Genomic DNA, 12,448 nt, shown 5'->3' on the forward strand with positions numbered 1-12,448 from the left:
CCGCCCTTTCAGCAGGGGCGTGACCGCCGGCGTGAAGTGCGCCACAGCCTGCTGGTAGCAGGCCAGGGCTGCCGCACTCTGTCGCTGGTGAAAATGGAGGGTAGCCAGGCCAATCCAGGCCGCTATTGCCAGATTGCGATCGCCGGCTCGCCTGGCCAGTTCCAGCGCCCGCTTACCAGCCCGCGCCGCCTGTCCGAAGTCTTCGCGATCGGTCGCCAGCTCGCAGGTCAGCAACTGGGCCTGAGCCGCCAGGGCCGCGGCTCCTGCCTGGCTCAGCGTTGGCGACTGGGCCAGCAGCATGATTTGCTCCCTATAGAGGGGCAGCAGGGCCTCTACCTGAGCAGGGGCGCCGCCAAAGTAGAGATCTTGCAGGGCCCTGATGCCTCGCTGATAGGCAGCCAGCAGGTCTTGAGCGCAAAGCTGGGCGAGTGGCGGCAACTCCTGGCCGGCAGGCGCCATCAACTCACGCAGATCCTCAGCCAGAGCACGGCCAGAACCTTCCTCGGCTGGCAAGCCCAAGAGGCCCAACGCTTCGGGCGAGGCCTCAAGACAGCGACACAAACGCTGGATGCTATCAATGCGGATCGCCTCCCCGCGTTCAGCCCGCTCGACCGTCGAGAGCGAGACCCCCGCAAAATCGGCCAGCTCGCGCTGACTCCACCCGCGACGCTTGCGCGCCAGACGCAATGCCTCGTTTCTCATCAGCTCTTTCTCCTTTACTCATTGCAAAAAGCAGCACAAGTCACGGCCAGAAGACGGGTCATTCACGGGATAACTGCCAGAACAGCCGCTACAATTCCTGGCTGGATGAGCAAGAAAGAGGATCGCTGCTTAACAGCATGAGACAGATCCTGGCTGCCGCCCAGCTCGTGTAGAATAGCTTATTCAAAGGGATTATAAGCGAACAAGCCAGGCTCAGGCAAGCAAGGAAGCGCTGTCATGAGGGATAGCATCAGAGAGGACAAAATTCCTTTTAACAGAGAAAGAGTTAGCGCGGATCAAGCGCCTTCTCCCGGCATAGTGCCTGGCAAGGCAGAAAAGAAAGATCAAGAAAGGAGGAAAAAGAGACAATGGCCACCGCACCCCAACCTGTTTCATACCGAGTGCCCGGGCAGCTCGTGCGCCCTTGCGCGCGCTGTCGCCTGCTCTTCCACCAGACCACAGAAGAGGAGGAGCATGTATGATCCGCCACTGGCTTACCCGTCTGCACAGCCTCGCTCCCGCCCTCGCCAGCACCAACCAGCTCCCCCCGCCCCAGGCTGACAAGACACTGGCCGCCCTACCCGCCGAAAGGGAGCACTACGGCACCTGCTGCGGCGGCCTGGCCGTCTGGGGGTGCAAGCTATGAGCTGTCATCGACACCCACAACCACCCAAAGGCCGCAAAGGCCGACGCCATCGCGCCCATCCCACCATGCCCAACTCCCAGGACTTCCCCCTGCCCGGGCTACTGGAATGGGTTCTAGCCGGGCGTACCCTCGAAGACCTCCAGGAGCTAACCTTGCACCTGCTCCCGGAGCAGGCCCAAGCTCATTGGCAGCGCTGGCACGAAACCCAGGAGATCAGCGAGCTAGAAACACTGCTCCCTCAACTCAGCGCCGGCGACCAGCACCTGCTAGAGATCCTGGTCACCCTGGAACAAGGGATCGAGCTACTGCAGAGCCGCACTCAGGAGGCTTTGGAACACACCCCCAACTCTCCACTCTATTTCAGCGAACCGGAGATCCGGCAGCTCCGCTGGCTGCTGGGCCTGAGCGAAAGCACCCTGCGCCGCCTGCAAAGCAGTTGCAGTCTCCAACCATTCCCCCTGGAACTGCGCCTGGGGCGACGCCTCATCCGCTATCTCAGGCAGATCCTACGCGATCACCCGCGGCGTGAGAGCCTTAACTAAGCGCTCTCCGCCTACCGTTACTTGTCAGACAAGCAGTCGGCCAGCAAGTTGAATAGACGGAACAGGACCGAACAGCATGAAAGCTAAGCAACAGGACTCGGCAGCTACTCAACAAGAAAGGAGGCTCACCCTCGCCATGCCACCCAACCGCCAGCCCTCCCGCATCTCAGGGAAGAGGGCCAGCTCCAGGTGCTCCCCCAACTCAAGCATCCAGACAGTGAGCGGGGCAATGCACTCTGCCAGCCCTCCCAGCCTTGCCGCTGCCGCCAGCACCCGATCAAGTCGACGGACGCTCTCCCGGCGCCACAGCTCCCCCACCTTCCTCAAAAGCCAGGCGCTGATCAACCTCCGCCAGACACATCTTGATCAGGATCAGCGCCTGCTCCTCACCAAGCAACTGGCTCAGCTCAGCCTGACAGGCCGTTACAACCTGCAAATGCGCCTCAACCAGAGCCTGACGACTATAGTCGCAAGCAGCCTGAGCCAGCCCCCGACATGCGGCCTCATACTCAGCCGCCAACCGCTGCAAAAGCCGGGCAGCCCGCTCAGAAGGCGAACCTGGCTCACCGCGAGACCCACACGCATGACTGTCACTCACCATCTTCTCCTCCCTCTGCCGCCGACACGCTGGCGCTGGTCAGCGGTCAGAGAATTGAATTAAAATTCATAATTGAGTGAGAGATCATAAATCGATCCCTCTCGACAATTATAAATCAGCTATAGCGTACGAACAATACCCAGAATATGTCACTGGAGAGATGAGCATCATAACTACCGTCTTTTCAATTGAAAAGATAGCGGTTATACTGCTTACAGTGAAGGGAGGAGGCTCAGAAAGATGATCGCTGGCTCGTACTGGTGGTCGCGCTACGGAGACTTCCCGCCCGGCGACTTTAACCAGCCGCATCACGGCGCGGTCATCGCCTACTATCGCAAGCGACGTGGGTGGACGCAGCAAGACTTAGCCATCGCTGCCGGCGTCGAATGGCGCACGGTGCGCGAATGGGAGGCGAGCACCATGCTCAACGATACCGCGCGTCGGATCTTCCTGGCGAAGCTCCTGCGCATTCCTCCGGCCCTCTTTGGCCTCGACTGGCGCTTGCTCGGCTACCGTGATCCCTACGGCACGCCCACAAACCAGCAGCCCCTGAGCGAGCTGGCAGTCGAAGACGCCTACTACCATTACGAAGACATCCTAGCCTTGGCCTGGCAAGCGCGGCGCCAGGGAACGCTGAGCAGTCATCTCTACCGTCTCAGTCGCTGCCTGCAGCGGCTGGAATTGGCCACCCAGCAGGCACCCCCTCATGATCGCGAGGCCTGGCAGGCCCTGCTCTGCCGCTACTATCGCCTGGCTGCCGAGATCGAACGCGACCAGGGGGCCAGTGACCCCGGCGCCCGCCAGCGCGTGCTGCACTACTACGCCACCGCCCTGCGCCTGGCCGAGGAACTGGAAGATCCACAACTAGCCGGCGCCACCTGGATGAGCCTGACGGAAGCGCAGCTAGAGTATGGCGACCTCACCGAGGCAAAGCGGGCCGCTGAGGGCGCACTGCAATACGCCGAGCGCGTTCAGCCGGTGATCCGGGGCAACATCTACCTGGTCAGCGCCGCCGCCCACGCCCCCTTTGCTGCCACAGATGAGGCGCTGCGCAGCCAATGCCGACGCTGGCAGGAACAGGCCGCCGTCCTCGCTTACCGTCGCCCACCCGAAGACGACGGCTCGTTCCTCAAGCTGAACCTGGCCGGCGTCCACCACGAGCGCGCTAAAACTCTGCTGGTCTTCGGACAACAACAGGACGATCGCCGGCTGCTCCAGCAGGCGCGCGAGGAACTGGCCCTGGCCTGGCAAGCCCTGACACCAGATCTGGTGCTCTGGCAGCTCTATTTCTCTCTAACTGAGGCTCGCCTGCACCTGGCTGCCAACGAACTGGAGGCCAGCGCCCATAGCGCTCAGGAGGCCCTCAAGCTGGCACAGTTTATGCGCTCGCGCCAGGGTCAAGAGCAGGTGCACCAGCTCTACGAGCGCCTGCAGCAACGCGATCCCGATAATCCCCACGTGCTGCACCTGGGAGCTGAGCTGGGGCTGCTCTAGCCTGCTACCACGAGACCCGGCAGCCGGCAGGCCGCGGACGCGGTCCGACTGCTTGCCCTGCCAGCCATGACGAGCCAGACCCTCTCTTCTCTCGCCTCCTGCAGCCACCACCGGCCTTGGTGCTGCATGCGGTGCTCTCTGCGTATGGGGTGCCCTGCCCCCTCGTCAATGACGACGAGCCGGGCGGGGCACCCGCGCTTTTGCCGCTGGCTTCAGCTTCGCCACCAAAGAGGGCAGAAGGCAGAGAGCAGACGAGGGAGTGGCGGTCTCCGCTCTTGATGGGGGCAGAGGAACCGCGCTTCAGCTCAGCAGATATACCATCCTTCATCACCTTAGTCTGCGTGCCCCTTACTCTGCAGCGCGATGAGCGCGCCGCTCACTCATAGAGCGGTGAGTGGCGCGCTCATTTGCTTTCTTCCGCAGCTCCGTCTGCGCTCGCGGTCGAGCGAGGAGCCGATGGCAACAGCGCCGGTGGTGTCAGGCTCAGCAGGTGCCATTGTCCCTGCTCATCTTGCTCGACCACGGCTCGATAGCTGCGCAAAACAAAGAGCTGGAAGCGGAAGGCCATAATTACCGTGGCTCCCGTCGGCAGGCGGCGCCCAGCGGGTGGCTCCAGCAAGCACTGATAGTCGATGAACTGCGGCGGAGGAAAGTGCACGGCTACAGGCGCCTGCTCCTCCAGCTCCTCGGGGCTGTTTCCTACTAGGGCCTGGCGTGCATGGGCGCGGGCATAGAGGCCGCCACCGTAGGCCAGAGCCTGCCCAGAAGGGAGCTGAGCCGAGACCTCACTAACGTAGACGACTGCCGGCTCCTCTTCGCTGCGACCAAGGCTCTGCTCGGGCGTGGTGCCCGTCAGCGCATGGCCTGGCTCACCGTGGCTGGCTCCGTAATGGGCCAGCAACGGCAACACGCTCAGCGAGGTATTGCCCGGGGCATTGATCTGCTCAATGGCGAAGCCCGCCGCGCGTAGCCGCTCGGCAGCCAGCAGCAGGGCCTCCAGATTGGCGGTCGGTCGATAGCAAGCCCCATCCTCGTCCCACGTGAAACAGGGATAGCTGGTCACGCCATGCAAGCGCAGGCCAGGCAGGCCTGCGATGGCAGTCGCTGCCGTCAGCACCTCCTCTGGCGTGAAACCGCCCTCCTGACCGGGGAAGAAATCGCCGCCATTGATGCGCAAGAGCACGGGCTGCACCCGTCTCAAAGCCAGCGCCGCCCTGTTGACCGCCGCTGCCGCCTCCAGATCAAGCAAGGTCCAGACCTCGGGCAGTGCCCGCGCCATCAAGGATGGCACCAAGCGCACAGGTATCGGCACCAGGTGTCCCACGTGCCGCACCGTTGCTCCTTGCGTCAGTAGCGCCTCCGCTCCCATCCAGTCGACCGCCACCGCGCCTGGAATGGAGGATTGGATGACTGCCACCAGTTGGGCATCATAGGCAATTTGCTTGGCCATATAGTAGAGGCCCAGCCCAAGCCCTGCCGCTCGCGCCGCCAGGCGCTCCGCATTGCGCCGCACCGCGCCGCGGTCGAACACAAAGGTATTCGGTGGGATCACGCCTTCGCGATGCAGCAGGGCCGCGCAGCGCAACAGCCCGGGATTGCGCCGGCGCACAGCATCAAGAAACATACCGTCACACCTCGCTGAGTGCCTCTTCCAGAATAGCAAGCACGGTCTCAGGACCGGCTCGCATCGGATTGATGCGCAGCCAGTGCTGCGCTTCTTCTGTCCCCAGGCTGGCGCTCATCGTGCCCGAGACACGGTAAAAGAGCGGCAACAGCTCGTAGCGGGCCATCGCTCCCACAGGGAAGGGGGCCGCCCCGTGCTCGGCAGCTCGCGCGACAACCAGCCTGGCCAGCGGCTGGCGCAGACGCACCAGTACAACCGGCGATTGTAGATTGGCAAGGAAAGCCCCAGCGATGTGGCGAGCGCAGGCCGGCGGTGGGGCGTTGCACAGGCGCTCGACCACGGCCTCGGCACTCGCCTGAGTCAGGGCATTGGCCACAAAGGCCTGAGCCAGGCCAATCACGACCTCCTGCGCCTGGAATCCCTGCACCCGACTGCCGCCCGAGTACATATCAGCGCGGATAGCCTGAGCCAGTCGCTGCGGGCAGAGCACGACCCCAACGCCCTCCGGTCCTAGCAACTTGTAGGCCGAGAAGGCGCTCACATCGGCCCCCAGCTCAACGCCGATGCGCGGCGTATTGGCTACGGCATAGTTGTCGTCCACAATGATGGGCAGCTCTGGCCTGATGCCACGCACACAGGTGATCACCGCCGCCAGGTCATAGTGGTCGCTGAGCTGCTGGCGTGTATGCTGCACATAAACTGCTTGCACCTCCTCGTGGCTCAGCACCTGCCGCAGACGCCCCAGGTCGTGAAGATCGACAGGCAGCGCCACATAACCAGCGGCGCGAAAGGTGACGGCGGTGGTGGCATAGAGCGGAGCGTCGTGCACCACAATGCGACTGAGCGGCGGCAGCAGGGCAAAGAGAGCGGCGCGGATAGCCCCCGTGCCAGCCCCGGTTACAAGTACCGCCGCTTCGCTCCCGAAGAAAGCCGCCAGTACTTGCTCGACCCGGCGCGTGAAGGGGCTTCCCTCGCCGTCGCTCCCGACCCCCAGTTCTCCCCGTGTTAACCACTCATGGCCGGTGAAGTGGCGGCGCAGCGTCTCGATCAGGCGAAATTGCAGCCGTCGGGCCTCCTCCAGCGTCAAGGGTGGGAGCCGCGCCCCGGCAGGCACCACCTCGGTCATGCGCAGACCTCCCCCCGCTGCCAGGCCGCCGCCAGAAAGCGCCGTGGATTCTCTTCGACCAGACGGCTGATCACCGCTGCCGGTAAGCCCGCCGCCTCCAGGCGAGGCAGAAAGTCGCGCACCAGGTAGGCGTAGCCCTGCCCACCCAGGCGGCGCAGATAGCTGTTACGCGAGATATCGCAGGAGAGCAAGAGCCGCTCCTCCAGGCCCGCCTTGCAGAGGGCTACAATCCAGGTCAGGCGCCGCTCATCAGGAGCATAACGCTCTTTGCCAATGGTATCAAAGCCCACATACGCCCCCTGGCGCGCCACAGCGAGCACCTCCTCCAGCGAGGGGGCCAGATCAAGATGACCGACCAGCACACGCTCCGGCGTTAGCCCCTCCTCTCTCAAGATCTGGAGCTGGCGTAGCCCTCCCTGGCCAAGATGGGCATGGGTGGTCACCACTACCGGCCAGCGTCTGGCGACGCGCGCCACGGCCCGCAGGACTTTCTCCTCGTCGGGATGCAGCAGTGTGCCTGAGCCGCCGATCTCCCCCAGCACCAGCGGAGAGACCCCTGTACCATCCAGGCCCGTTTGTAGTTCCTCCTCTAGGAGCGTGGCAATGGCTTCTACACTGAGTCGCGCCAGTTCCGGCGGATGAAAGCGGTGATGATAGAAACCGGTGCTTGGGATGATCTGCACGCCAGTGGCGAGCTGTAACTGACGCAGGCGCCCGACATCGCGTCCCATCCCGCGACAGGTCTGCTCGATCAGCGCTGCCACACCGAGACGTCTCAGCTCGCTCAGCTCCTCGGCGACCAAATCCAGACGATCCAGCTTACCTTGTGGGTCCTCGGGCGTTGCCAGATCTAGCCAGAGATGCTCGTGGGCATAAACGAGGCCGGTGGCCAGTGGCTGAACTCCAGCCGCTGTCGGCACCAGCAGCCGTGTGGGCGGCTCCTCAGATGCCCTGGTCACGGACAATGACTACTCCTTTCCAGCTCAGCATGCAAGCACTCGGCCAGAAGCACGGCGAGCGCACGCCGTCGCCGCGAACAGAGAGGCCGGCGCTCTCTCGCCGCACTCCTGGCTCAGTCGGGATAGCTCCTACTTGATGGGGATCGGCGTAAAGAGATGGACGTAGGCCAACAGGTTCAAGGCCACACCCGCAATGATCACGCCGACCGGTCCGGCAGCCATACGTACTACCGGACGCCCCAGAACTTCATTGAGGGCATAGAGGCCCCCGACGATCGCGATGCCCAGGCCGCTGGCCATCGCGTTGCCCGCCGCCAGGGAGCCGAAGAGAATGGCCACCTCCAGGGTCAGATTAATGGCGTTGCGAATGTTATCGGAGGCATCGCGAATCGTATGCAGGGCCGCAAGGCCCTTAGCGATATAGCTCAGAATAAAGACCTCGACGCCGAAGAGTAAGGCTCCCGCAATAGCCGCCAGTATGGGGTTGGGCAGCAGATAGGCGACCGGATAGATCAGGGTAAACCCCACGATCTGGAAGGCTCCCGAGGCCACCGCCGTTGTCACAATCAGAGGGATGAAGCCGAGGGCGCGATAAAAGTCGATCTGAGCCGCGTTGGCAAACTGGCCTTTGGCAATAATGTAGCTGGTCGCTTCGCCGCCGGCAAACATATGGGTATTGACCAGGACGCCGAGCAGTAGCCCCATGATCATAAAATAGGGAGCATGGCGCCGCAGACGCGCCGCATTGGCGGCAAAGAGCGACGAGGTCTCTTCATCGGCAACGGCACCCTCGGCCTCGGCACTGGAAGAGGCCGGCGGATCATCTTTCTCAGCGCCTTCCCCAGCCGTCGCAGTCTGTGCCTGCAGCCGCTCACCACGCACGCGCCTCACCTCTTCCCCGACTGCAAAGGCTACTAGCAGAATGACCCCGACCGCCATCGTGGTCGCCCCGGGGAAGACTGACGGCAGCCATTTCATAGTGACTAACATCACCAGCACGCTGATCACAAAGGTAATGATCCCTCGCACACGCCCGAATTGCATCGTTACCGCTACCGCCGGGAAGAAAGAGAACAGATAGAGAATGGGCGTCGCCATCTGTTGCATGGCCGTCAGAAAGTTCACGGGCAGGCTGTTAGCAGCGCTGGTTGCAGCGCTGAGGCCAAAGACCACCACGGCCCCCCAGGCGGCGCCAAGGATGGGAGCGATCCACTTGCGCGGCGAGAGAATGCCGAGGATGTCCGATGGCAGAAAGAGTACCCAGGGATTGAGGACCCCAGAGGAGAAGGCCACGGGTACGCCGAGACCGAAGATGAAGCCTGCCGAGAGGCCGAAGGCGATGGCGGTCATCTGGGGACGCGCCAGCTCTCCACGGTAAAAGTCAAGCAGGAAGGGCCGCACGCCGTCGTTGAAGACGGCCAGGGCCATCTGAGAGAGGAGGGCAGCAAAGGCCGTTGCCAGAATGGTGAAGATAATGACCAGGGGCGTCAGATGCAGACTCATAGCAGTCCTTTCCTTTCACGACGTCCGGCCTACGCCCCATACCCGCCTGCCAGGTTTGAGCGCATGCAGGGGACAGGCCAGGCTACGCGCTCTCTGGCTCAGCCAAGCGGTGGGCGCTGGCGCGGCATCATGTCTTTCTCTACGCTGGGTTTCGGGGAACAAGCTGCTGCCGCTTCGCTTGGCTTGCTGCTTGCCTGTGCTCTCGCCCACAATCCAGGGAGGGACAGCGACAGAACAGGCTATGAACGCGGCGCCTGGTATCCCTGAATGGCCTCGCTCAGAATGGGGACAATGGTATTGATCTGGTCAACAGAGACACCAAAGGCGCGAATACCAGCCGCCAGCAGCTTTTGTACTTCTTCAACGCTGACGCGCGCCTGCCGTCCAAAAGTGTGGCAGCGCTGCCGCCCGAGAAAGGCCATTAAGGCCCCCAGGGAACCCCCTGCCCCGGTGTGACAGGTGCCAATGTAGTAGGCGTCGCTGCTACGCTTGAGGAGTTGGCCAGCTTCCAGGTCGTTGCTCACGACAACTTTGAGGGTGGGATCACGGCGCTGCTCAAGCAGACGCTTGAGATCCGCTTTGCCCACGCCGCCGATGTAGATGGTTGCCATTGTTGGCGCACCTCCTGCCTCTCTGATGCCAGCCTGGCTGCAAGGCCCGTGCCAGGCTTTTCTGTCGTCCGGTCATGTTGTTGATCGATTGAGTTGGTAGCTAGTCAGGGTTGGGTTAACTCACCTCCTCCTAGGGCCTGCCTCCGTTCGTGTCTAAGCCGCCTCTGCCGGCTTGAGGAGAGGAGGGCTATGTCTCCTGCCCGCGCAGCAGCAGGGCGCCCAGATGGAGCAGGAGAAAGTCCTCTTCTTCAGGGGGCAAGCTTAAGCCGAGACGCTGGCGCGCCTGCTCACGGATCGCCTCGGCCCAATCCTGCAGATGGGGCAAGGTTCTGAGGGCGCTGGCCTCCTGCTGTACCAGGGGACTCCAGGCCGAACCCAGCTCTTCCCCACGCCGCACACGCTCCAGTGCGAGCAGCAGGTGACTGACCAGCGGCCCCATGTGCTCTTCATCGCCTTTACACTGCGCCTCTTGTTCCAGCCAGCTCACGATCTCGCGTACGAAGGCGACGATCTGCGGCGCCGCCAGCCCCTCGCGTTCGAAAACGGTCAGCCGCTGCTCAAGGTCGGCTTCCATCTTATCGATCGCTCCTTTCTGGGTCGCTCTGCGCCGGAGATGAGCGAGCGGATGGCAGGCGGATGGGGTACCGTCTCCGCTAGCTCAGTAGCGAGGCAAGCGCCGCTGACAAAGCACCTCCTGCTGGGCGCTGGTGATAGCCTCGGGCACGAAAATGCTGGTCAACACCTGGTAGACAGGCGCGTCGCGCAGGGCAACAATGGCGGCCTGCGTCGCCAGAGTACGCAGACGTTGATCGCCCTGCAGCGGCAACAGGAGCAGGTCGGCTGGCAGGTTCCCTACGCCTTCGCGGTTCCAGATGATGGCATCAAACTGCCCTTCGCGCAGCAGATCAAGTACCTGCAGGCGTCTGGCCGGCACGCTCTCCCAATCGTCGCGCTCACGGAACTCCTCAGCGGTGAGCAGGATCTCATCCAGCGAGGTCTGATCAACACCCACACGGCGGATCTGCTCGCGCGGCAAACGGCTGATGAGGACGTGCTCATTGACGTAGGAGCCAGGTGGCAGGCTGGCGATAATGGCCAGGTCGGGATGGCGCTCAACCAGATGCTCGGCAGCCAGCAAGGACATGACGGCGTAGTGATAATGTCCCTGGCGCACCATTTCGGCCCGCGAGAGGGAACCGCGCTGGTAGGTCATATTGAAGGGCAGGCCCGAGGCTTCAAGCTGATCGTAGAGGGCCGTGGCCAAACCCTCGTAGCGCAGGGTGTAGGGCAAGGGCATGGAGCCGATGATCCATTCATTGCCAGCATAACGCCAAAGCAGTGGGTAGTTCACTTGCTCAAGAATGGAGCCTTGGGCCCCATGCGCGGCTACCACAATGGCCCCGGCCCGTGTGAGGTAGCTAAAGGCTTCTTGCACGGTGCCATTGCCAGCCCGCAGTCGACGCGCGACGTCAACCATGCGCGGTAGCCGCTCACCCTGACGATAGCGCAATAAGAGACGCGCTAGTCCAAGGGTCACTTTGCCCGTCTGGGAAAGAAAGTCTTCCGCCTCCGGCAGGACCATGCTGCTGGCGCTCTCCTTGGCTCTGCTCACGTTGTTTCGCTCAATATCCAGAATACTGGATAGAGTATAACCGGTTCACGCCTCCTTTGTCAAGGAGGCTCGCAGCCCAACAGCTCATCGCGTCCAGGGGCGAGGAGAGCCGGGCACTCATTGGCAAGAGGAGGGAGCAGCAAGGTCAGGGGCAGCGCGCTGCAGAGGCTAGGGATAGCGGGGAGAAAAGGGAAGGCCGTGGGTGATGTGTGTCGGCCCGGGACGGATGGAAGACGGGCGCCGATGGCCCCGCAGCGATGCCCATCCTTCCAGGCAGAGGGTAGGGGCAACCAGCAGTAGAGATGCCCACGACCTTCCCGTCTGCTTACAGCCAGCAATAGCAGATGGCAGGTGCTCGGAGTGAAGTCCAAGCCTATCTTTGCCACAGAGGTGTTGAGCTGGCGCGCCGCTGGAGCATGGCGACATACTTCGGCGAGAGGCTGGCTGGCAAGGCATCCGCCGCGGCGACTTCTAGATGAGTGAAGCCAACAGGAGAGACAGAAAAGGAGCCTGTCCGCTCGCGGGGAGGAGCCTGACCAAACGCCGCCGCGGCGTGGGCGACAGCTCTCTCCCGCCTGCCGTGGCCTCATCAGTCGGCAGCCGGGCCTCAAGGCCTCCTACGCGGCGGCGACGCTCCCAATCAGGCCCTCCCTCCCTATCACATCACCCGTCAGTGACAGGGCTGCGGGCCTCACAGCCTTATTTCTTGCTCGCACCAGGGAGAATACGATTCAGGCGCGTGCCACAAACAGGGCAAGTACCCTGCAACGCCGCCCGACCGTTCTTCATCGTCACCTGATGCGCATCCTTGATCTCCCGCTTCTCTTTGCATTTGACACAATACGCCATGTCTGCCATAACTCACATTCCTTTCCGTCTAAAGCTTATGTACACGACAAACGACCGTCAGTCACGGTAGTTAATCGTGCTCCGCCCCTCGTACTTCACGAAGGACAGAGGCTATCTAGGTACACGACAATATTACTCTCTCTGGTTCATTTCTCGAAAGCATAGGGCTGGATTGGCTATGC

The 12,448-nt window shown here is 62.6% G+C and carries 13 protein-coding genes; 3 read left to right on the forward strand and 10 right to left on the reverse strand.

Annotated features, from left to right (window positions below; genetic code table 11):
- A partial coding sequence (locus IRZ24_RS09785) for a helix-turn-helix transcriptional regulator (RefSeq protein WP_297163237.1) occupies positions 1-702 on the reverse strand: 702 nt, incomplete at its 3' end.
- A gap of 478 nt (positions 703-1,180) precedes the next feature.
- Here IRZ24_RS09785 and IRZ24_RS09790 point away from each other — a divergent pair.
- Entirely contained in the window at positions 1,181-1,348 is a 168-nt protein-coding gene (locus tag IRZ24_RS09790; RefSeq protein ID WP_297163240.1) for a hypothetical protein, read from the forward strand.
- Positions 1,345-1,890, forward strand: coding sequence for a hypothetical protein (locus IRZ24_RS09795; RefSeq protein WP_297163243.1), 546 nt, complete (start codon positions 1,345-1,347; stop codon positions 1,888-1,890). The genes IRZ24_RS09790 and IRZ24_RS09795 overlap by 4 nt, the downstream gene beginning before the upstream one ends.
- Positions 1,891-2,167: 277 nt before the next feature.
- On the opposite strand, the gene IRZ24_RS09800 is transcribed toward IRZ24_RS09795, so the two are convergent.
- Positions 2,168-2,491 (reverse strand): hypothetical protein, encoded by a 324-nt coding sequence (locus IRZ24_RS09800; RefSeq protein ID WP_297163246.1) that lies wholly within the window; start codon positions 2,489-2,491, stop codon positions 2,168-2,170.
- Positions 2,492-2,728: 237 nt separating this feature from the next.
- Here IRZ24_RS09800 and IRZ24_RS09805 point away from each other — a divergent pair, with 237 nt between their 5' ends.
- The gene (locus IRZ24_RS09805; protein WP_297163249.1) at positions 2,729-3,982 is read left to right on the forward strand and encodes a hypothetical protein; all 1,254 of its coding nucleotides are present in this window, start codon (positions 2,729-2,731) and stop codon (positions 3,980-3,982) included.
- Between the two features lie 403 nt (positions 3,983-4,385).
- Here IRZ24_RS09805 and IRZ24_RS09810 read toward each other — a convergent pair whose 3' ends face one another.
- From IRZ24_RS09810 to IRZ24_RS19790, 8 genes are all read right to left on the reverse strand, one after another.
- Positions 4,386-5,606: an alanine racemase gene (locus tag IRZ24_RS09810; RefSeq protein ID WP_297163252.1), complete on the reverse strand. Its 1,221-nt coding sequence runs from the start codon at positions 5,604-5,606 to the stop codon at positions 4,386-4,388.
- A 4-nt stretch (positions 5,607-5,610) separates the two neighbouring features.
- Positions 5,611-6,732, reverse strand: coding sequence for an aminotransferase class V-fold PLP-dependent enzyme (locus tag IRZ24_RS09815; RefSeq protein ID WP_297163255.1), 1,122 nt, complete (start codon positions 6,730-6,732; stop codon positions 5,611-5,613).
- A complete protein-coding gene (locus tag IRZ24_RS09820; RefSeq protein ID WP_297163258.1) occupies positions 6,729-7,691 on the reverse strand; it encodes a hypothetical protein in 963 nt (320 codons plus the stop codon). The genes IRZ24_RS09815 and IRZ24_RS09820 overlap by 4 nt, the downstream gene beginning before the upstream one ends.
- A 129-nt stretch (positions 7,692-7,820) precedes the next feature.
- Positions 7,821-9,194 carry a YhfT family protein gene (locus IRZ24_RS09825; RefSeq protein WP_297163261.1) on the reverse strand — a complete coding sequence of 458 codons (1,374 nt, stop codon included), beginning with the start codon at positions 9,192-9,194 and terminating at the stop codon, positions 7,821-7,823.
- A gap of 239 nt (positions 9,195-9,433) precedes the next feature.
- Positions 9,434-9,805 carry a DUF2620 family protein gene (locus IRZ24_RS09830; protein WP_297163264.1) on the reverse strand — a complete coding sequence of 124 codons (372 nt, stop codon included), beginning with the start codon at positions 9,803-9,805 and terminating at the stop codon, positions 9,434-9,436.
- A 187-nt stretch (positions 9,806-9,992) separates the two neighbouring features.
- Positions 9,993-10,379: a PRD domain-containing protein gene (locus tag IRZ24_RS09835; protein ID WP_297163267.1), complete on the reverse strand. Its 387-nt coding sequence runs from the start codon at positions 10,377-10,379 to the stop codon at positions 9,993-9,995.
- Positions 10,380-10,463: 84 nt separating this feature from the next.
- Positions 10,464-11,387 carry a GntR family transcriptional regulator YhfZ gene (yhfZ, locus tag IRZ24_RS09840; protein ID WP_297163270.1) on the reverse strand — a complete coding sequence of 308 codons (924 nt, stop codon included), beginning with the start codon at positions 11,385-11,387 and terminating at the stop codon, positions 10,464-10,466.
- Between the two features lie 729 nt (positions 11,388-12,116).
- Positions 12,117-12,275, reverse strand: coding sequence for a DUF5679 domain-containing protein (locus IRZ24_RS19790; protein WP_052890408.1), 159 nt, complete (start codon positions 12,273-12,275; stop codon positions 12,117-12,119).
- Between the last annotated feature and the right edge of the window lie 173 nt (positions 12,276-12,448).

This window comes from Thermogemmatispora sp. (assembly GCF_019683755.1).
Classification (GTDB): Bacteria; Chloroflexota; Ktedonobacteria; order Ktedonobacterales; family Ktedonobacteraceae; genus Thermogemmatispora.

What these genes read in the sequence shown, in the direction of transcription:
- IRZ24_RS09790 (WP_297163240.1), top strand. Translation starts at nt 1,181, where the DNA reads ATGATCCGCCACTGGCTTACCCGTCTGCACAGCCTCGCTCCCGCCCTC.
- IRZ24_RS09795 (WP_297163243.1), top strand. Translation starts at nt 1,345, where the DNA reads ATGAGCTGTCATCGACACCCACAACCACCCAAAGGCCGCAAAGGCCGA.
- IRZ24_RS09800 (WP_297163246.1), bottom strand. Translation starts at nt 2,491, where the DNA reads ATGGTGAGTGACAGTCATGCGTGTGGGTCTCGCGGTGAGCCAGGTTCG.
- IRZ24_RS09805 (WP_297163249.1), top strand. Translation starts at nt 2,729, where the DNA reads ATGATCGCTGGCTCGTACTGGTGGTCGCGCTACGGAGACTTCCCGCCC.
- IRZ24_RS09810 (WP_297163252.1), bottom strand. Translation starts at nt 5,606, where the DNA reads ATGTTTCTTGATGCTGTGCGCCGGCGCAATCCCGGGCTGTTGCGCTGC.
- IRZ24_RS09815 (WP_297163255.1), bottom strand. Translation starts at nt 6,732, where the DNA reads ATGACCGAGGTGGTGCCTGCCGGGGCGCGGCTCCCACCCTTGACGCTG.
- IRZ24_RS09825 (WP_297163261.1), bottom strand. Translation starts at nt 9,194, where the DNA reads ATGAGTCTGCATCTGACGCCCCTGGTCATTATCTTCACCATTCTGGCA.
- IRZ24_RS09830 (WP_297163264.1), bottom strand. Translation starts at nt 9,805, where the DNA reads ATGGCAACCATCTACATCGGCGGCGTGGGCAAAGCGGATCTCAAGCGT.
- IRZ24_RS09835 (WP_297163267.1), bottom strand. Translation starts at nt 10,379, where the DNA reads ATGGAAGCCGACCTTGAGCAGCGGCTGACCGTTTTCGAACGCGAGGGG.
- yhfZ (WP_297163270.1), bottom strand. Translation starts at nt 11,387, where the DNA reads ATGGTCCTGCCGGAGGCGGAAGACTTTCTTTCCCAGACGGGCAAAGTG.
- IRZ24_RS19790 (WP_052890408.1), bottom strand. Translation starts at nt 12,275, where the DNA reads ATGGCAGACATGGCGTATTGTGTCAAATGCAAAGAGAAGCGGGAGATC.